Here is a 19,975-nt window from a genome sequence, read left to right as displayed (position 1 = left end):
TCATTTATGCCGCAGTGCATTCATGCGTTCGAAGTATGGAAGATGAAACTCATAATATGCTCTTAACTTTGGGTGCAGATCAAAAATACTCATATCATTTTGTACAGGTTGTGCTGCCACGATGCTTTCGCTTTTTTCAGCAGCTGCGTGCCAACTTCTCCATGTTTTCCATTGCTCTGGGCATTCCGGCTTCCAGGTCATTGCTTGTGGGGCATACTCCAAATCTAGATAAAGGCATAACTTCCGTATGACTTCTTCAGGATTATTTGCTAACTCATCTGCGTTGATTACGTAGGGTGTTTTCCCAGTCAGTTTGGTTACTGCGCAGAAAACCTCATACAGTGCCTTGTGCCCTATAGCTTCTAGAGGCATATCAGGGAAAATCAGATGGTGAGACAAAATACTGCTGATGGGTTCGCGGATTAAAAAGATGTTCGTTTGCTGCGATAAAAAGTCCGCGTCAACTCTTAGTTCTTCCTCGCAGTGGTAACACATATCTTTATGAAATACATTGCCGTGCCGCTTTGCCTCCAGAAGCATATGCTTTATACCTTCGTAGGTATTGGGCAACTGCTCATTCCATTCGTCTGATGGAATGACCGAGTCTGCGCTGAAGGCCATATGTGCAAAGGGTTCGTGAAAGACTTGAAAGTCCTTTCGCTCGATAAAAATACGCTCAAGTACAGTCGAGCGGGAACGGGGGTGTGCCCACAGAGCAACCATTTTGTTCATATGCTAGCCCCTAGTTCCGATGCCAGAATTGAATCAAGAACAGGCCTCAATTGATGGTTTTTCGAACAAAGCATCCTGCAGTAATCAGATAAGCGACGATGGGCCAAGCTCGCTTCGTTCCAAGTATTGATAAACGCTTCGTGATTGTTGAAGTCGAAAGGATCTGTCGTGTCTGGAAGGAACGCTTCTGTGAAGTAGGGTATTTGCATAAGCCGGTTTACTATGTTCGCTGGTGGCCTAATTATCGATGTTGACGGCATCACAGGATTGCCATGGCTTTCTCGCGCAATCAAGAAATCAACAACTTCTGGCGTAAGGGTATATAACGTCTTCCCCTGTCCGGTTTTTTCTAGATGCCAGGAATATGGGCGGCCGTTCGGTAAGATATCTATCTTAATACTAGACAGAAGAGTCTCAATCCCTGCTGTCGAAGCATCTACAAGGTTCTGCACACGCTGATAGATCATCAGTTCAGCCCATCGCTCATCTTCACAGGACAGCCTGATTCCTCGCTCATTAGCTTGAAGCTGAAATTCGGGCTGACATGCGAAGCGACCTATCATAAGAGTGATGACGTACTTGCAGCTTAGAGTCTCGACGCCAGTTTTTCGGGCCAGGGCTTTTCCATCTTCTATTGCCTTGATAGCAGCTTGGAATTGGGAGACGGTGAAACAGAAAGTGACATTTATCGAGCATCCCAGCGCCACTAAATTTTTAACCGCTGCTAGACCTTCTAAATTACCCGGGATTTTAACCATCACGTTTCCCGCTAACGCTTGGAATGTTAGTCCTTGGGTGGACATGCGTTTCGTACATCGAGCGTTAATAGGATCAACTTGAGCGGAAATCCACCCAGTGGCTTTTTCTGATTTAACCAGCGGGGGGCAAGCGTTGCAGCTCCCTCACTGATAACTGTGTTGTAAAGGGTTGTTTGTAAGGAGTGAAAAGATAAATTTGAAGCATCTATATTTGATGCCCAATACTCCTTATTCGCAAGGATCTCTTTTGCGATTAGCCGAGGGTTTGTCGTGACACTACTTAATCCTTTTTCTGTGGTTGCGAAGCCATCAGGCATCAAATGTTCAATATACCCGGCCGCGGCTGGATACTTTCGTAGAAAGCTTTTTTTATGCGCTGTATAAGCGGTGGTCGGCGAATCCCACCAGGCATCAGAACCTTGATCGTTAGCTTTCAACCTCTCAATATAGCCTATATAGCTCAAGGTATCCTCCTTTAATGTTGAGTTAGCGCAATACGGCTAGTAATTCATCCATATGTGTGAAAGGCAAGGCCCCAGCATCGGCCAGTACAAGATGTCTTTCGTATGGCCCGAATCCTAGTACCCTAATACCAGCGGCAACCGCCGCTCGAACGCCCGAAACGCTGTCTTCTATGACAAGCGCCTCGCAAGTCTCAACCTGATAATACTTACACGCAGCCAGGAATATCGAAGGGTCTGGTTTCCAAGCCCCTATTTCGTAACAGCTAAAGATATTGCCATCAAAGTAGGGGAGCAAGCCCGTCACCCTTAAGCAATGCTCAATCTTTTGTCGAGGTGCACTGGAAGCTACGCAAAATTGTATCGCCACTTCCTCAAGAACATTTACAATTCCATCCGTTGGCTTGAGTTTTTCCCTCAAAATGATAAGCGAAGCCTGTCGAAATTTTTCTTCGAAGTCATTTTCTAGAGTAATCTCTAAATCCGTCTCTATCTCACTCAAGCAATCTGCAAGCTTGCGACCTCTAAAGCGCTCTATGAATCCTGAAGTTTCTAGGTACCTGCAATTAGGTACTGAGGGCCCCCTATGCACTTCAAGCATTTTTGCTAACAAAGTTAGTGTGATTTCTTCGCTCTGTACCAAAACACCATCGCAGTCAAAAATTATTAACTTAGGTCGATGGTCTCTGGCTGATTGGTATGAAGCATTTGAATTGCTCCTCTTGTTGGCCACCAGAATATTCATCGGTACGTCCTTTACTTGGGTATAACCAGCAGCTCCAGACGAGACTCTCATGATGGGTAAAAACCTGTCAAACCATTTTTACCGGTTCTTTAATTCGATATGATTATAAGCTTATAGCCTTATGGTATAAGCCAATTTCGGGTTTTCTGATTTGGGTTCTAAGGGGACGTTACTTTGTGCGTCAGCTATTTGTGCCGTTGACTATCATGCTCTTAATAGCCTTCTTTTGGTGCGTGTTTCGGAGCATTGCAACCTATTGGTGCGATTGCTTAGCGGCACATTTATCTAGGGTGACCTCGCCAATTTCTTAGAAGTCAGTAGATTTTAGGCTGTGGAGTAATTGGATAAAATACGCTTTTGGTAATGCGGGGCGTAATGTAAGTCGCGATGGAAATAGTCTAGTGAAGATGTGGCCTCAATCAAAACGTTAGGCATGCACCTATATGCCGATTTGTCGTATTTGGTAATTAAGGACTCCAAGTCCAATACTCCATGCACTTGCTTATAATGCACGTACGGGCCGCAATTAGATTCATGCAACAGGTTAGCGGTATTTATAAGCTTGCGCTAACAGCAGCTCTATTAGTTCCAAGAGCTTTTTCAAAAATTGGGTTGATAACTTCTCTTCGTCAGCGTTGTTATTATGAGTTTCGCTGTGTTACCTCTGGCTCGATAAGAATGTGGCACTATGGATTTTCAGCTCCTGCGTGAAAATCTCCGTCGTTCAATTTACTTAGGGGAACTCTGAAAAAGACTTCAAAGTCTGATGCAATACGCCAGTCCCAAAAAATGAACGGTTGAGCCCCGATGAAACAGATCTCCTTCGCTGACGCCTTATACGCTGGCAAACGCAAAGAGGCCCGCCGTGAACGCTTCCTGATCGAGATGGATCAGGTCGTGCCTTGGAAAGGTTTGATCAAGCTGATCTAACCGCACTATCTAAAGGGCGAAGGTGGGCGTCCGGCATACCCGTTGATGGCGATGCTGCGGGTTCATCTGATGCAAAACTGGTTCGGTTATAGCGACCCGGCGATGGAAGAGTTCCTCTACGAAACCACGATTCTGCGCCAGTTTGCCGGGCTGCATCTGGATCGGGCTCCGGACGAACCCACGATCCTCAATTTCCGCTGACTGCTGGAAAAGCATGAACTGGCCACTGGGATGTTGCAGGTCATCAATGGCTATTTGGGCGACCGTGGTTTGTTGCTGCGCCAGGGCACAGTGGTCGAGGCGACGATCATTCAAGCGACCAGTTCGACCAAGAACAAGAACGGCAAGCGACGATCGCTAAAGTCAGCGCTTTTCGAGCGCGCGCTGCGACGAAGAAGAGTCCGATGGCGGACGGGGGGGTAGCCGCGCGCGTTCCCGGCCTTTTGGGCTATAACCGTGCTGTCGTGATTGTTTGATCCTAAGGAGCTGGCCAGTGGTTCTGCGCTCAGCCTGTCTTCGCTAAACCCATCAGCCGCGCTGAAAATCCAAAATCTGATGCAGCTCGGCCCACGGCATTTCCGCCACTTCGCCCTTACCTTTGCAACTTGGCTCGTGTGGGAATACGTCCTCACTTAGCGAGATAGATTGCCCCCGCATGCACCCGGTACATACGACGAGCCCGCCGACCAATGCCCATGCGGACGACCATGTGATCATGCGTTGATTGCTATCCATATGCGGCGCTCCTTTTGCCAAGTTTAGCTTCATGCTTACCTAAGCTGCATGCACTGTCGACGCTCAAACGGGTGCCCTCGAACGAGGAGTACAACCCATAATTGGGAGAGGATCTGAAGTGCGCTGGCATTCGCGCACTGGGGTTGGGCGTCAATGGACGTTGAGCTTCACGATTTTTTCCACTCGCGCGTCCTTCATGTGAGTACGCATTTGCCTTCAGCGCTATGAATTTTCTTGGCCAGCTCCACCAGCCGCCTCGCTTCTTCATCCTGCCCGACCTCAGCTAGCCGCACGGCTGCGCTCAACAGAGAGGTGAAAGAGTCGTGCAGCGTCTCGGCAACTTCAGCCATGCTTTTCACGAGATCTGTAGTCGGGGAATTGGGTTGCATGTGTTTTTCCACAAGGGGCGCCTGGGTGCATTTAGGGGCTCCAGTGACGCTGTCAGAGCCGCATGGCTGGATTAGTTCAGGCCGCCCAGGTAGCTCCGCCTGATCTTGAGCAATTCTTGTGTGACGAGGCCGTAGCTTCGCTGCCGAACATCTTTCTCATCACCCAGCTGCCGATTCCCGACCGTTATGTGCATGAGCCGCATCTACAATCAGCGTTGCCCCGACCAAGCGAACTCGGGATGCCACGTGATAGGCGTCGTCATCGTTGTGGCGAAGAGTAGATCCGTTCGCAGCCATCGCATTGCCAGACCGTCCTCTGGGTAGGAGATGTCTAGTGGCGAGACAGTGCTTGCCGTTGAAAACCATTACGCCGTGTGAACAGCTACGAAGGAGCTGTTGTCAGCCAAACGGAGCGACGCTGAGGGTGATGCTATTGCCAAGGTGAGTTAGTAGTCAGCGGATGATCTGGAGAAATGCTGGAAAAAACGTTCTCTCCGGATTCTTCGAGCCTGCTGGCCAGGGCTTTGACCGCATTGCAGAACAACCAAGCGCACCCCTATGGTGTGATTGAGTGGGTACGCAGACCTCGGCGCTGCTTACCACACCCACGTGAGTTGATCAGACGATTTGTCTAGACGCTTGGTGCTCAAGATGTGAGCTAGGATCTCACTAGAGTCGCCAAGGCCAAGTCATGGTCTGACTCGTTTCGATTAGCGCGATGCCGAACTTCAATAATCATGCTTTTTGCCGATGCCAGCTCTAACAACTGATCGATTTTATTCAAGTTAGCCTTATCTAGATTCGCATCCCACTCATCAAGGAGAAACACCTGGGCTGGTTCTTCAAGCAACATTTCCAATTCGCCAAGCTGAATCTGTCCTGTGGACTGGCTAGCTGGATGATAGCTAAACCGACCGCCAGGACTGATGAGAATTGCGTCTTTTATACTGGCTTTAAGATGGTTGAGGAAGGTTGACTTGCCTGCTCCGTTAGGGCCGTGAATCAAGTATCGGCCAAATGCTCGCCCTTTTAGGGCAAGCTCAGAAAGCTGTTCGAGCGATATATTCGATCCATGTTTCCCCGTCACAGCAACGATGTGCTCTTGCTTGATCTGACTAAAAAAGCATTGGCGGTGGAGCTTAGTAACAAACTCATCCAGATTCTTCATTTTCTGTCCGATCATCAGAAACTGGCTTAGATAAATGCTCAAGGAGTGCACGTTGCCCAACAGCTGTAAAGATCTCGGCAGAACTGCAACGAGCATTCCCATCTGTATTGCACTGGTATCACGAGTTAGTATTAAAGATATAGATATTACAATAACTGAAATGGTAATTGGGACGCACGCTATCACTTGCTCAATCGTCACGTAGGCCTTTGTTGACTGAAAATATTCGGAAACCTTTGAGTCGAAATCCCTGCTGGATTTGGCCGACATGGCAGGCGTACCGAACAACCGAGTTACTAATACGCTCTCGATACGGGAGATAGCAACCATTTTTGTATCTTGAATGTCCGTCGACAGTGATTGTATCTTCCTTCGGGCAAAAAACACGAGAACAAACGATATTGCCAAGGATGCCAAAACAGCGCTACCAACTATAAAGCCTAAGGTTATGAAGAAAACAGCGCCAGTGAACAAGATGTTCAAGACCGTCGATATAGCACCGAGATAGAAATATGAGGCGCTTTGAATGGTGGAGAGTGCCTCGGAGGATAGCCATTGCGATATACGCTTTCGGTTGTTTTCCGAGCCTAGCTCATGCTCCTCGCCCGCTATTTTGATTGTCGAATCTACGTATCTCTGCCATGTCGAGTTCGCAAGATTGATTGTAAATAGCTCGTTTGCTGAGCTTATAATATATGCCGCGAGCGCGAGTGCGAAGAAGCCAATGATGAACAGCTTTGACGACGAGTAGTTGCCTGATGACAACGCCGCCCCTGCTGATGCGATGCTCCAAGTGGACGCAGCGAGAAGCAGCTGCTGCAAGAAAATTGCTACAACCGCTAATCTAAAGTTTAAATTTTTAAATAGCATGCTTACCCTCTGAGCAATAGCAAGGTTGAGATTGTAAGGATGAGCGCAGTGATGATCTTTGCCCAGGAGCCTATCAATTCTTTTAGGTATTTGGCTCTCAGTTCGTTAGCCGTTGAAACTTGTTGTCTGGTGAAAGATGACTTTTCCGCGGCTCCAGAAAATTTTCTAATGAAGGCAGATAAGAAAGCAATTCGCTCGAACCGGGAATAGTGTGTAGGATTCAGAAATACTAAATCGCTGGAAGTTAAGTTTCTCAAAACTAATGTCGGCGTTGGTGTCCTGAGAGGGTAGTATTCTGTTGAGTGTAGGCTGGTTGCTGAATTCGTCTTGTACAGAGCGCCGAGCATTACGGACGATTTTATACATCTCTTCTTGTTCGCTATGTGTATTTTTAGCAGTTCTTCAATGCTAAAGTTTTCTTTGAGAATAACTACTATCGCTCCGTTGCTTTCGCCGATAAGACGTTTGAAGTCTAGAAGTAAGTTGCGGAGTACATGGCCGCTACCGGCTGCGGTATCGTTTTGATAATAAGTATAATAGATCAGGCCTTCTTTTACCGCCTTCGGAACGAACGGGCACATTACGCCGTTTCGATAGGGATGTTTTGATGTAAGAAAAGACGTGACATAAGGTAGGATTTTTTGATAGTTGTCTGCAGCCCAGTCAGGAACATGGGCGGAATCGAATGTGCAGGCAGTCCAAGCGTTCATTGTAGTCACCCTCCCTGGGTAGGCTAGCATCTAAGATGCCAGCCTTTTTTGCTGTTTAAATTGTCACCACTTCCAGCCAACCCCAAAGCAGACTTCGCGTGGGCAGCGGGTCTTGACCTTTTCCGCTTTGCCAATACCTAGCTTGCACATCGCCCTTCCGAACAGACTCGCCTTTGCAAGCTGACTTAGAGTGATGTCAGAAAATTGCTGAGAGAATGATTCGGAAGCCGGAGAAGAGAAATTGCTTTGCATACTATATCCTTGTATACAGATAGGAATTAACCTCAATTGCTATTGAGGCGCATCTGCATAATGATTGGATCCATTACTGTAGTCAACCTAAATTGTAAGAATATGTGTTTAACCTTTGATTTGCTGGGCGCGTACTGCCGTGGACGCACCCACTCATCGCATCGTCAAGGTCGCGAGCAAGACCAGGAGGCGAGCCATGTAGAAAGAGAGGGGGTTCGGATGCCGGGTGCGGAGGGCTTCAGCATCAGCTCAAATTTTCACGGGCTTAGCATTGCGCAGAAGCATCAGGAGCGCCCCTGAACTGTCCCCCTAGTCGTCCCCATAGCGAGACTTAGAAAGCGTTCGCATCAGCTGTTGGTGCTTCAGGTGGCCAGGGAAGCTAGCCTTAGCGAATGACATGCCGGCTTTCCGAATCGTATATGTAGCTAGGGGTTCGAGTGGCCCGCGTTGGGTGTAATTTTCCGTTTCGAACCATCGACTGACGTAAGCAATAATTCTTCAAGTTGGGGCAGGAGGCAAGCCGCGAGCCAGCCCGGTAGTGCTGGTTCGACCCAGCCGCGCTTAGCTTTTGACACCGCTAAAATGCCAAGCGCCTTCAGCTTAACCACCTCGATTTTCGACGATTCCGAATTAAGCCCAACGAACATCTCGAACTCGTGTTGAGGCATAGAGCCCTGCACGATCAAACAGAGCAGCGCCGGTGGAACACCCCTGTGGACTTTCGCGTCCAGGATCCGCTCGTTACTTTCAAATGCCTTAAATAGCCGGGTGCGTAGGACTGCTGGGAGGAATGCGTCCAGGGTAAGACTGACTTCGTCGATGCACGCACTGAGCAGGAGCTGAAGGAATTGAAGCTCTCGATGAGCCGTGCTCGGCTGTGCCAATGAGGAATCTGCTCGGGAAAGCTTTGCATATTCGACGATGGCACGGGTCGTGGCTCTGTTGAGAGACCACAGATTTGTACGCAAACCGAGCTCGTCGAGTTTCTGTCGAGGGGCTGTTGGGCATGATGCGGAGGGATCCGCCTCGACGGTATTTAGAAGGCTACGACAGTAATCGCGCAGGGCTTCGACGGTTCGGTGTCGATAGTCTGATTCTCTGTTGATGACGCATGGGCTGAATTCGATTTGCGGCAGGTGTGCCGGGGTTTTTGGGCAATCTGGTTCTAATTGTATGAGCGCAACGCTGAGGCTTGACGCGGTCTCAGGAGCAAGCCGGCCCGTGAGTCCTGCTGTCTTTAGCCATAACTCTTCGCCCAAGAGTAAGAGTCGCGCCGGGGTAACCGTGACGGCGGATGGTTGTTCCAAGCGATAGAAGCTCATCGACAGAGTAGCAGGCAATGGGGAATCATTGGGTTTCTCTCAGGATGTGGTCAGCCCAAGCAGCGTGTGTGGCTCAGGCGGATCTTACCGGGATTTCGCTGCATCCCAGTGGTTTTGCTGAAACAGCTCTCAACAACCTTAGCCATGGTATTTATGAAGCTTGCAGTTGGAGAGTTGGTTGATGCCTGAGGGTGCAGATAACGCCGTGAGAGCCGCAGGGCTAGGTCAGCTCAGGTCGCCAGGTTGATCATCATCTCAAATCAAACAATTCTTGTGGGACGTGGCTTGTGAGCTTCGCTTTGGAACGTCGTTTGATCATCGAGTTGCGGATTTGCGTCTGTATTCGGCATGAGCCACATCTACGGTCAGCGCGGTCTCAACCAAGCGAGCCCGAGATGCTACATGACTGGTGCGGTCATAGCTGTGGCGAAGATAGATCCGCTTGCATCTAACGCAATGCCAAACAGGCTTTGGCTGTAGCGATGGCACCGGCGGACGATCGGCACATTGCTGACCAGTAAGGGCGGGCCGGATAGGGCCATCCCGACGTTGGTACTAGGGGAAAATCAATGCGTGAACCAGCATGCGATATATCACTTGGGGATTAGATTTGTAGTGTGCTAGCATAATCGCGCTTGTGGCATTTGGCCACAAGGTGAATCACAGATTGTCAAGTTCGCAATGGTTCGCCTCGAAAGCGACCAGCAGACTGAGCAATGATGCACGGAACCTCTTCATCGAGCACCTCCAAGCGTTATCCAAACAGTGATACTGACATTATACGTCATCCCTAGCAGCAGCGGCCTAGCTTATATCGCTTACATATGTGTATAAGTGGATAATGTGGGGAACATTTAAGATTAGCCGGTGAGGCGCTCAGGATTGCCGCCATCCGAGTCTCACCGGTTGGCTTAACAGGAAATCATGGAAGAGAACAGTTGGTTCAAACCTAGACACTATCTGCATTTTGATCGCCCAGTGGGTTTAAAGGCTGCGGTCATGTACGTGTCGGATCCGAGGAAAGTATCCGAGCATTCCTTCTATCCCTTCATACGCAACGCCACCGTATCAAGAAAGATCAAGTATCATTCGGTGCTTAGGGTATTTGAGGTCTTGGAAAAGATGCGGCCAATCTCCTACGCCGCACATATGGATTCCAATATATATGCCTACTATTCGTCGCTCCTCTCATTGAAGTATGAGGAGAAGCTTCAAGCGTATGGGCTTCATACATCAGTTCTTGCTTTTCGTTCACTTGATGGGCAGAGCAATATTCACCACGCAAACAATGCTTTTCAAGAGATCAAGGCTCGAAAAGAGTGCAGCGTACTATGCTTTGACATCGAAAAGTTTTTTGACAGACTCAATCACAATATTCTTAAGCGAGTGTGGCAAGAGATTATAGATGAAGTGAAGCTGCCTGATGATCACTATGCGGTATTTAAAGCCATCACAAAGTATTCATGCGTTAGCAGGGTTGAAGCTTTCAAAGCGCTAGGCGTTTCTGTACACAATCCAACTGTTGTAGATAAGAGGTTGTGTAGCGCGAAGGAATTCAGAACTCTTATCCGTAACAACAAGCTTGTCGCTCCGAATTCCGAAAAGTACGGTATACCGCAAGGCTCCCCTATAAGTGCCATTCTTTCTAACATGTATATGCTCAGCTTTGATAGAGCAATACTGCATCATTTGTCTACGACCGAATCCGTATACTATAGGTATTGTGACGACATAATGATCATTTGCCCTCTAGGTGCGGAAGATGATATTGAGGAGTTTGTTGGAGAGGAGATCAAGAAGATATTACTTAACATTCAAGACAAAAAAACTGACATCCAGCAATTCATTTTTGATTCTTCCGGTAAGCTTCGGGCAAGGAAACCTATACAGTATCTTGGTTTTATGTTTGATGGCGAGCGCACCTTCATTCGACCAGCCTCGCTAACGCGCTATTACAAAAAGATGAAGGTCAGGGTGGGGTTGGCAAAAAAAGCAAAAGATCGAGTCAATGTCCTCCGACGGTCGCGCGGCGAGACTGATAAGGATCTTTTCTTAAGGGCGATCTACAAAGGTTACACTCATCTAGGGCGCAGAAACTTCATCACTTACGGTTACCGTGCCGCCAAGATCATGAATTCTAAGACTATCAGACAGCAGCTGCGTGGTCATTGGCGGAAGGTTTGTCAGGAGATAAGTTTGTAAAGAGTCCCGGATCTATGATGTCGAGAGCGTGTCGAGTTGATACGGCAAAATCCTCAAACCTATAGCGGGTTGAAAAAAGAGTTTGAATTTGAAACCAAGCGGCGTGTCCTGTTAGGTGAGTAAGGCTTTGCTTGAGAGAGATTGTTGGCATTCTCGATCCGCAGGCAGTCAGCGGCCAGAAGTCGCTCCAGTCGCGGTCGAGAAAAAAACCGCAAGGCCCGAGAGATGAGGTTTATAAAAACCCGCCTAGAGGTGAGGTCGTTGGAACCAAGGGTGGCAACCACGAGTTGCTCAAAGCCTGGAAGAATGGGCGTGGCTATCTGTCAACCGCTTCGTGCGAAGGTCAAGTCCCCAGTGGCTCATGTTCCAGGTCACAGGCACATGAGAAACGCTGGTGGCTTGAGCCTTCGCATTCCTACGTCGAGCTTCGTTATCGCCTGCAGCTGCACATCAGCAACCACCTATTGCGTAAGAACTTTCCTGAATATCAAACCGAATCGGTTCATAGATATGTCTCGTTTCCGGCGATGTAGGCTCGTAAAAACGGTGCTGCGGTGCTGTATAGAGCCCCGATTTTACTCGCGATTACCGCCCTCATTGAGACGGCTTGAACCTTCCTGATCTTCCCCGCGTCACCAGGTTACTGGTTTGCCTCTTTTGATTGCGCCTGGCATTACCCGCCGAACTTGAAGTTGCTCCTTGTACAGCTCACAGTATTCATCGATGAGTATCTGTCGGGGCATCACGCTGAACATGTTACCGTCGTCCGCCAGTTCGTGATTGGGCGGAGGGGCGGTCACAAAGCTTCCGTTCATTGCATCAACGACAAGGATGTAGGAAAAGAGATGGCGCGCCTCCAGCCCACGAATCTGCCAGTTCGCTGCTAGTACATTGCGAGCCTGGTATTTGGCGGCTTGGTTTTTTGACCAAAACAGGATCGCATGGACACCTTCCTGATGCCCTAACCCAAATGGTGCTCCGGTCTCTAGGTCGAAGAAAGTCCAGAAAGGCATTCCCACGCTTAGCTCCGTCGGTATTGTGTTGTGACGGAGCCGCATTCCCAGCAGTTGCCCAATTGATGGGATTTCTTCGATACTCAAGGCAGTAATTCGGTTCCGCTCCGCAAAGTCCTTGGCGCCTGACTGGAAACCGCTCGCAGAGACAATGACTCCGATCACATCAGAAAACTCACCAACCTTGGCTTTGAAGGCCAACATGTCATTGCGTTCCAGGCGTCTTTTTTTATTCTTACACTCAATGGCAACTCGATGGCGTATCCCTGCCACTTCAAACTCGTAATAAACGTCAATCTGATACTCAGCGCCCTCTCTGCCCATCAAACAAGCATCCTTCGCGACGACGATGTTGTGTCCGCCAAGATTCAGAAGCGTCTGATAAACGTATTGAACGTGATCCTCAAAATCCTTCCAGTTTAGTTTGTTGGGGGGCTCGTTACCTTGCTGCTCAAGGGTTTCTATTAGGCCTAGGATTGACGGTTGGGTTGTCTTGGACATGGCGGTTAGGGTTCGAGTTGAATACCATTGAAAGCCGACGCAAACACGTCGACGCGCAGGCCCGTATCCTATCTGAAGCACTTCGAATGAGCATGTATAGCGTGGAACGCCAGCTGGCACGGGTACGTACCAAGGAGTCCCCCTGATCAACACATGCCATCGTGCATTCGGCAGCGTGAGGTACTTACGCCACGCAATCCGTCTATGTCTGCCTGGGGCCGTGTGAAGAGGCATGGCCGAAAGAGATGGTTTGTTCATACGAGCAGAGCTGTTGCCAGCTTTCAACGTGGGGGATACACGCCTGCTCAAACGCAGAGTTGACTGGATTCAAGTCGATCGCGTCGGCAGGCCCTCGCTGGAATGGTCAGCTCACCGGCGATGAGTATAAAAAGCACGCAATACTCTGCTCCGACGTACCTCCGACTTGTTCGTGATACCTCGCGAGTTTGAGCTTGAGGCGTTGTTGCTCTTGTCCGGCCTCACTCAGGGCTATTGCGGCTATTAGCTCAGGTTCGGGGTCTACCCCCTCAATTGCTGACATGAAATCAAATCGATGCTCATGGAAAACGCATCGGAACTTCTCATGTTGAGGCTCGAGGTTTTCAAATGCCTTCGACATCCAGAACAAAGCCTCGTTGGGATTCCCCATCTGGTGCTCGGCCAGCGCCATTAGTCGTTGAACGAATGGGGCCGATGCCAGATCACCTCTAACCTCCAGCAGTTGCTTCGCTTCAACAGGCCTATTCATCAGCAGTAGAAGCTCGGCATGTCGCTGCTGGTGGAAAGGCTTAGGTGGTAAGATCTCAAAATACACCAGCGCTTCCGACTGCAGTCGCAGGGCGGAGTCGCCAGCAGTGCGTGACGCCTCTAATAGCGTATCACCCCAATCGAAGCGCTTATCGGATTGAGGAATGTCATCGATCAGAGGGCGTGGAATCTTTCCCAATAGCCGGCTTAGAAACACGGGTGCTTCCCGAGACAGGTAGCGTGCAATCGACGAAAGCGTCTGTACCGCCTGAGGCATCTCTCGAAGCGCCGCCTCTACCAGCCATTTTTCAACGGTACGCTCATAGCGCAAAAGCAAGTCGCCGCGTCCGAGCCAGGCAGCATGCTCAACGGCAGCAAAAAGTACCGAGTGCGATACAGGTTCTGCAGATTCTGCGGCGCATAGGATGCGTTCGACTATTCGTGAGGCCTCCACCTTCTCCTCGGCGGTGCGGTGTCTGAGCAGTCTCATGATCTGAACCTCACTTTCGGCAAGTGGATGTTCGCCAGCCATGACAGATCGGAAAATACGGAGAGCCTCACTCTTTTGCTCGAGTCGATTTAGGGCTTTGCCTTTATGGTGAAGAATTTCCGAACGCTGCTTTAACGTCAGTCCGGGAGCGTTTTCTAGTTCGTCGAACATCGGCATTCGTAGGGTCAACTGATCTTGAGCGTATTGCGTCCCGGTGATTTTGTCGCACAGGTACAGCTTCTCGACTGTTTCAAGCAGGGCCATTGTTGTGATGATGGGAGTAGGGGCCGTTCCTGCCCTGACGAGCCCCGCTAGCTTCACTGGATCACCAAGAAGCGCGGGTTGTACTTCTGCAGGTGACCAAACCAGGGCAATGGCGTAGATGAAGGCTGGGTGGGATTCTCCGCAATTCACCAAATGCTGGATTCGGCGATGAAGGTTCACCGCAGCAGACCAAAAGGACAGGCCCGTTTTGCTGGCAGTGTGACCTAAATAATCGCAGACCTTCTCAGTGATCGCTGCCCGCTCTTGGTCAGTCCACCATGGCTGGACACTCAAACTGTTAAACACAACGTCATGCAGCCGGACAACGTTGGGGCGATCAGCAGCAACCAATCCGTGCTTTTGCACCAGCCGGATCGCACTGGGCGCCGTCAGCGTTTTGAGCAACTCAGCATCCACATTGGGTTGACCCGCCCACTGAAAAACAGAGAGCGGCGATTGAACCGCAGCACGCAACCTGCCTAGCAGTATATCTGCCAGCGTCTGCCCATTAGAGTCCAGGATACCCGGGGCGCGACAGTCTAGTTCGATGTCATCCCAGGTCGTGCCTTCGGCAACTGCTGCGTTAATGAGGTTGATTGTCAGCGCGTGTCCGCCAACTGCCTCCCAGATTTTCGGGAATACCTCAGGCGGGCAGTGTTCAACGTCCCTGTTCACCAGGGTCAGTGTCTCATCTTGACTCATCAATGGGAGCCGATAAGCACCGTCCGAGGCAGCTCGCCTCGTGACCACGATGTTCGAGCCCGGAGCGCAGAGCGTTGCAAGGCTCTCGATTCTGAGACTCTCATTGGCATCGTCGATAATGAGCAGACAGCGCTGGTGCTTCAGAAGGCCCGTTACATTGCGCAGCTCACCAATCCTGCTGATTGCCACAGCCGATAGCTTTTCAATGGTTTGTACATTTGCCCCAGCAAGCCAGATCACTGTCTGATATTGAGATCGGTTGCGATGTGCGAGGGCAGCAGCAGTGTCTGACTTGCCAGTTCCGGCCATCCCCGAAATGACGATGCATTTTTGCAGGGACAAAAGGTCATCCATGTGTTTATCCACTTGGGGTCTGGACAGTCGGCGCGCATCAGGCATGGGCACTAAGGCTTGGGCTGCTTCCTCATCAGCAAATTTTGTTAACGATGGCAAATACGAGCTCATCTTGAGGACGATGTCGTCACTAAACAGCCCCTGGTCGACGATGCTGGTTGCGATTTCTTCGGCACCAAGCAGGTGTAGTACCCGCCCCTGGAGTTGTGGACTGTTCATTACCGCATCAACAAATTTTTGGGCGATCTGAGGACGTTTCTTGCTGCCGGCGACGAGATAGATTTCCCTGGCACTCGGGGCTTTGCGCAGCACGTGCTCCAGATCTTTGCGAGCTTTGGCCATGGAGGAGGTGAAGTAACCTTTCTCGGCTGAATATTCAGCAGCGATCAACCCGTCAGCTGATACGCCATCCACTACCCCAGCTACAGGAAAGCCGCCTGCGTTAACACCCTGTGATCCAACCGGTACGTTGAGCACCAGCCTCAAAAACAAGCCGCCAAAAATCTCAAAAGGCTGACCGATCAAGCTGATTTCCTTGGCCAGTTGATCGATGTAGAGAGTGCGTTTTTGAGCTTCCATGGTCATCCGAGCTTAAGAAAATTGGGCGAAATAAAAAGTGCCGCCAGGGCTGCGCACGAGCGCTCTAGCAGCAGCTCAGAGGGCGTTTCCCCGTCTGACCTTGGTTCAGGATCAAACTCGATACTCCAGTTCATGGTTGCCGAGAAAGCATATCAGCAGATCTTGTAGCGCCATGGATTCCTCTTCAGTCAGCTCGAACGGCTCGCAGTCTTCGATGTAGATCGTGTGCCGCTCGTAGCGGAAGTCCCGCACCTTGCTTCCTACAAGCTTTCCTTTCTGAAAATGCACTTTGCCACGGCTCGATGGATGCAGCTCGCTGAGCAGGTTGCCGATGTCCCGCGCATTCAGGATGTAGGGGGTCTCATCTATTTTGAAGTGAAGGTGAGGGCCTTTCCAGCACATGCCCGAGAATCTGTCTCGCGATCTGCTGCCCACAAACCCGAAAGGTCTGAGCATTGTGTTCGCACTACGAAACTGCTCATAAAGCGCGGGTAAGTCAGGCAAGCCCTGGACGTTAGAGAGGTCAGAGTGAACAATCTTGTTTCGCCAGGTGTTGAGCTTTATCGCCTGGGCTACAAATTTTGGCCAGAGCTCAGGAATTTCTGGGTGCATATCGAATTTGGGGAGCTCGTCCTTGATCAATGACGCGAGACTTTGGTGCTTGGGCCATTTTCCCGTTTTGCGCTCGATATAGCCCTTGACCATTTTTTCGAACTCAAGGGCTTCGTAGCGGACATCATCTACCGAAGGTTCCAAGCTACCCGGCAGATCCTTGTAATCTGCACCGGGCATATACAGGGGGATCACAGTGGGGCTTTTCTTTCGTCGGAACCAGTTAAACATGCACAGCAAGCCTTGAAGTGAAGAGGGGTGATTGTGGTGAGCTCGATCTCCGGCCAACCAGCGCCAAGCGCTTCACCTTTAGTTTCGTATGCTATGGGACAACGGACGAACTTGTATGTTGGGGAAGAGCTCGGCGGGCAGTTGAAATGGATAGGACTCTGATGCCTCTGGTCTGCGCAGCGTCCTGTTCTCTGACCTACATGGTTCGCCGTCGAGAATGCGGTGACTGGCCAGTGCTGATAGCGCAGGTGGGGCTGAGCAGATGATTACGCCATAATGCTTTTGAACGATGGGCTAAAGGCTTGCTGGATGAGTAGAGCTTTTGAATGGCAGTGCCGGTGGTGGCCTTCATGACCCGCCCTGCGGAAGGAATCTGCCGCCGGCACATTCCCGCCCGCAAGGCCTTCACAGGCTTTACGACTATGCTGCTTCAGCGCGTCGCTTGGTCAAGCCGTCACGCCAGGCTTTGAGGGCCTCCAAGTCCTGTCGCAGCTCTGGTTCATCCGGAATGAAGATAGGAATTTCGCTGGACTGGCTGTGCTCATAGCAGCTGTATTTGGTCATCATTGTATCGATCAGCTTGCAGTCCTCCGGCAGGATGCCCTGGATAGCGTGCAGACGATTATCGGTGGTAATGCTCCGCCGGTGGCGGAGCACGACCTTATTGAGCAAGTCCTCTTCCACCGATCGCTCTATGAGCTTGCGAAATTCACTGCAGATACCCTGAGCGAGCATGCGGTAAGCGGCAGCGCCACCTGCCTCACCGGCCTTGCGAGCCGTATCTAGTTTGGTGATTAGCAAGTTGTTGGCTTTTTTGGTGTTGGCATTCCAAACATCTTGGTCGGCCGGGTGCCCAGCAACCCCCGCGTACGCCTCAATGCACATAGGCTGGTGATGATCTGACTTCCATTTATCGCCCTCTTTGCGGGCCAGGTCTTCCAGAATTCCGTAAAGGGACAATCGGTGTGTCAGCACAATCACTTGCCTAGTTTTGGCAAGCTGAACGAGACGACATGCTACAAACCACTCGAAATCGTGGTCGAGGGAAGAAATAGGGTCATCGAACACGAAAGGGGCAGCGCCTGGTTTGTCACAGACGTCGGCGAGGAAAGCCGCAAGGGAAATGATGCGACGCTCCCCGTCACTCAATACGCTGTCGGGCATGGCGCGACCGTTTTGGGCACCTTTAAGTTTGAGCTGATGCAGAACTTTGGCGTTGCGGGTTCTGGTTTTGACCAACTCGACTTGTATCCGGGTTGCACCGAGCGCGAGAAGTTCGCGATTGAAGCGCTCAACGTACGCTTCGGTGACGACGGCCTGGGTCACTTCTGCTGATTTCATCGATATCGCCCGAGAACCAGCCAACGCCTTCCAGGAGTCATAATCTTTCAACGTGCGCAGGCGGTCGACCTCGACACCGATGGCGGCTGCCTGCTCGGCAATCCACTTCTTCGCTTCCAAGGCGAGCTTTTGGTTCGAGGCCAGGGCCCTATCAAAAACCAGGGCATCCTGGTCGTACTGGGCAGCAGTTGCTTCCAGTTGATCACGATACTCGGAAAGCTTCTCAACAGCATCATCAGCTGGCGGGATGGGGGTTGCAGCTTGATTGGTTTCATGGGCAATCAGGGCATTTGTGGCAGAAAGCGCTTGTTGCCAGAAACCTTTGAGGTAATTCCACCACGCCTCGTCGGTCACGCCAGCAGCCTGACATTGAGTCTGCAGATCCTGCTCAGAAGTGATACCTGGCAAGTCATCAAGGCCTTTTTTATACAGAGCTTCAGCGGCCTTGGCATCTGACTCAAGCTTGCTGTGCACGAAGGACTCGAAGTCCTTCAAGCGCTGCTGGGCGTCTTCAGACAGCTCTTGATGGCAGAGCACGCAACGCGCATCGGTTGTCGCGGGAAAGGCAATGTCCGGATAAGGCGTTGCAGAATAGCTCCTGGCAGCTTCCCACATAGCGCGCCATGTCCCGGTACCGACGCCGTCAATCTCAGCTGACTTTACCTTGGCACCCTCCATAGCGATCTGGCGTTTCGAGACCGCTTCCTGCTTGAGTTGACGCAAAGCCAGCACATTGTGGGCTCCAAAAGCAGTCGAAGCTTGCTGGAGAGCCGTGATGATTTTCTGAAGCTCGGTCTTGGTACGTCGTTTCTGTAGGGCCAGGGCAGAAGGATCTTCGGTTTTGAGTCGCTCCACGAGCTCCAGCAGCCGGCGCTCATCTTCGGCCGCCCAGCGCAAGGCGGCTGCAACTTCGGCCGCGGACAGCTTGCCAAGCTCGCCATAGAGCTTTTTAGACGGGGTGGTACCATAAATCGGCGGGAGTGCGGGTAATGTGCTCACCAGCTTGTCTTGCTCGGAATCCAGAATTTGCCGAACCATTTCGACCGCAGAGGCAAGCTTTTCAAAAAGCCCGATTATAGGAGGGATGTAGGTCGCAGCACTCTCAGCAGTCAGGTAATGGCTGGCTTCGTCACTGTCGAAGATGTCGATGCCTCGCAGCTTATCCACGGGTGCACCACCTGCGCTCCACTCATGAAGGCTCTCGATGCCGTTGAGTAGGGAGGTGATACCGCATTTACTGTGAGCAGGAGTGGCTTTGAAAACATTGGTCTTGAGGTCTACTGCTCTAGGCTTGCCCGACACCTTCTTGAGAATGCGGGTATAGCTCGATTTCCCGGAACCGTTGTGGCCGTAGATTACGGTTAGGTTCGCGTTGCCAAACTCAAGCGGGACACGGGGTTCCAGATTTTCGATTCCGACAACCTCCGAGATCCGAACCAGCCGTAATTCATCTTGCGCCTTGGGCTTGTTAGTTAACTCCACGAAACCGCGGTGCTTGGTAGGTTTTTGGCCGGCTGGCGTCTTGAGGATGGCCACCAGTGCTGTGATGTCCGCTGGACTCAGCTCTCCATTTTTCAGAAGCCTGTCAGCGGCCTCTTGTAGCCAGTCATTTTGCTTGAGCAGCCATGCACGAATTTCTGCCTGAACGTCCACTGTATTCCCTCCTTGATGGTAGATCGTAGCAAAAAGCTATCAGAGCATTCTGTGCACATCTAAGCCATTTAAGGAAATACTTTCACAGGCCTGGGAAAAGGGGCAGGGGCTAAGAGCTTTAGTAGGTGGTACCTCCAAAAGCGGGACTGAACGTCACTCATGGCAGAAGTCGTTGACATTTCAGGTGCAGAACAGGGTGGTACCTGACGCCATT

The 19,975-nt window shown here is 50.7% G+C and carries 16 protein-coding genes and 1 pseudogene; 3 read left to right on the top strand and 14 right to left on the bottom strand.

What is annotated here, in order from left to right:
* Genes OKW98_RS15440 through OKW98_RS15425 form a run of 4 tightly spaced genes read right to left on the bottom strand, consistent with a single transcriptional unit; the run spans window position 1 to window position 2,696 of the window.
* Entirely contained in the window at window positions 1-732 is a 732-nt protein-coding gene (locus OKW98_RS15440; RefSeq protein WP_265385540.1) for a sulfotransferase family protein, read from the bottom strand.
* Window positions 729-1,535 carry a transaldolase family protein gene (locus tag OKW98_RS15435; protein WP_265385539.1) on the bottom strand — a complete coding sequence of 269 codons (807 nt, stop codon included), beginning with the start codon at window positions 1,533-1,535 and terminating at the stop codon, window positions 729-731. The genes OKW98_RS15440 and OKW98_RS15435 overlap by 4 nt, the downstream gene beginning before the upstream one ends.
* Entirely contained in the window at window positions 1,517-1,954 is a 438-nt protein-coding gene (locus OKW98_RS15430; RefSeq protein ID WP_265385538.1) for a hypothetical protein, read from the bottom strand. Before OKW98_RS15430 ends, OKW98_RS15435 begins: the two co-directional genes overlap by 19 nt.
* 22 nt (window positions 1,955-1,976) lie before the next feature.
* On the bottom strand, window positions 1,977-2,696 hold the full coding sequence (locus OKW98_RS15425) for an HAD family hydrolase (protein ID WP_265385537.1): 720 nt from the start codon (window positions 2,694-2,696) through the stop codon (window positions 1,977-1,979).
* 807 nt (window positions 2,697-3,503) lie between these two features.
* Here OKW98_RS15425 and OKW98_RS15420 point away from each other — a divergent pair.
* Window positions 3,504-3,977, top strand: a pseudogene (locus OKW98_RS15420) (transposase); the annotation flags it as partial.
* 177 nt (window positions 3,978-4,154) lie between these two features.
* Here the strand turns inward: OKW98_RS15420 and OKW98_RS15415 are convergent.
* From OKW98_RS15415 to OKW98_RS15390, 6 genes are all read right to left on the bottom strand, one after another.
* Entirely contained in the window at window positions 4,155-4,361 is a 207-nt protein-coding gene (locus OKW98_RS15415; RefSeq protein WP_265385536.1) for a hypothetical protein, read from the bottom strand.
* Between the two features lie 194 nt (window positions 4,362-4,555).
* Entirely contained in the window at window positions 4,556-4,750 is a 195-nt protein-coding gene (locus OKW98_RS15410) for a hypothetical protein (protein ID WP_265385535.1), read from the bottom strand.
* A gap of 658 nt (window positions 4,751-5,408) precedes the next feature.
* Complete coding sequence (locus OKW98_RS15405) at window positions 5,409-6,788, bottom strand: ABC transporter ATP-binding protein (RefSeq protein WP_265385534.1); 1,380 nt, start codon at window positions 6,786-6,788, stop codon at window positions 5,409-5,411.
* 2 nt (window positions 6,789-6,790) lie between these two features.
* Entirely contained in the window at window positions 6,791-7,498 is a 708-nt protein-coding gene (locus OKW98_RS15400; protein ID WP_265385533.1) for a DUF6875 domain-containing protein, read from the bottom strand.
* 63 nt (window positions 7,499-7,561) lie between these two features.
* Window positions 7,562-7,750 (bottom strand): hypothetical protein, encoded by a 189-nt coding sequence (locus OKW98_RS15395; protein WP_265385532.1) that lies wholly within the window; start codon window positions 7,748-7,750, stop codon window positions 7,562-7,564.
* A 425-nt stretch (window positions 7,751-8,175) separates the two neighbouring features.
* The gene (locus OKW98_RS15390; RefSeq protein WP_265385531.1) at window positions 8,176-9,090 is read right to left on the bottom strand and encodes a hypothetical protein; all 915 of its coding nucleotides are present in this window, start codon (window positions 9,088-9,090) and stop codon (window positions 8,176-8,178) included.
* Window positions 9,091-9,996: 906 nt separating this feature from the next.
* Here OKW98_RS15390 and drt2 point away from each other — a divergent pair.
* Window positions 9,997-11,274, top strand: coding sequence for an antiviral reverse transcriptase Drt2 (drt2, locus tag OKW98_RS15385; RefSeq protein ID WP_265385530.1), 1,278 nt, complete (start codon window positions 9,997-9,999; stop codon window positions 11,272-11,274).
* 131 nt (window positions 11,275-11,405) lie between these two features.
* Window positions 11,406-11,807: a hypothetical protein gene (locus OKW98_RS27535; RefSeq protein WP_416147236.1), complete on the top strand. Its 402-nt coding sequence runs from the start codon at window positions 11,406-11,408 to the stop codon at window positions 11,805-11,807.
* A gap of 99 nt (window positions 11,808-11,906) precedes the next feature.
* On the opposite strand, the gene OKW98_RS15380 is transcribed toward OKW98_RS27535, so the two are convergent.
* The 4 genes from OKW98_RS15380 to OKW98_RS15365 form a co-directional block, all read right to left on the bottom strand.
* On the bottom strand, window positions 11,907-12,788 hold the full coding sequence (locus OKW98_RS15380) for a restriction endonuclease (RefSeq protein ID WP_265385529.1): 882 nt from the start codon (window positions 12,786-12,788) through the stop codon (window positions 11,907-11,909).
* A gap of 364 nt (window positions 12,789-13,152) precedes the next feature.
* Window positions 13,153-15,924, bottom strand: a complete 2,772-nt coding sequence (locus OKW98_RS15375) for an ATP-binding protein (RefSeq protein WP_265385528.1) — start codon at window positions 15,922-15,924, stop codon at window positions 13,153-13,155.
* Between the two features lie 111 nt (window positions 15,925-16,035).
* Window positions 16,036-16,767: a hypothetical protein gene (locus tag OKW98_RS15370; RefSeq protein WP_265385527.1), complete on the bottom strand. Its 732-nt coding sequence runs from the start codon at window positions 16,765-16,767 to the stop codon at window positions 16,036-16,038.
* 420 nt (window positions 16,768-17,187) lie between these two features.
* Window positions 17,188-19,761, bottom strand: a complete 2,574-nt coding sequence (locus tag OKW98_RS15365) for an AAA family ATPase (protein WP_265385526.1) — start codon at window positions 19,759-19,761, stop codon at window positions 17,188-17,190.
* Window positions 19,762-19,975: the final 214 nt, after the last annotated feature.

This window comes from Pseudomonas sp. KU26590, from assembly GCF_026153515.1.
Classification (GTDB): Bacteria; Pseudomonadota; Gammaproteobacteria; order Pseudomonadales; family Pseudomonadaceae; genus Aquipseudomonas.
Note: the sequence above shows the minus strand (reverse complement) of the source record. Positions and strands in the feature narration are given on the sequence as shown.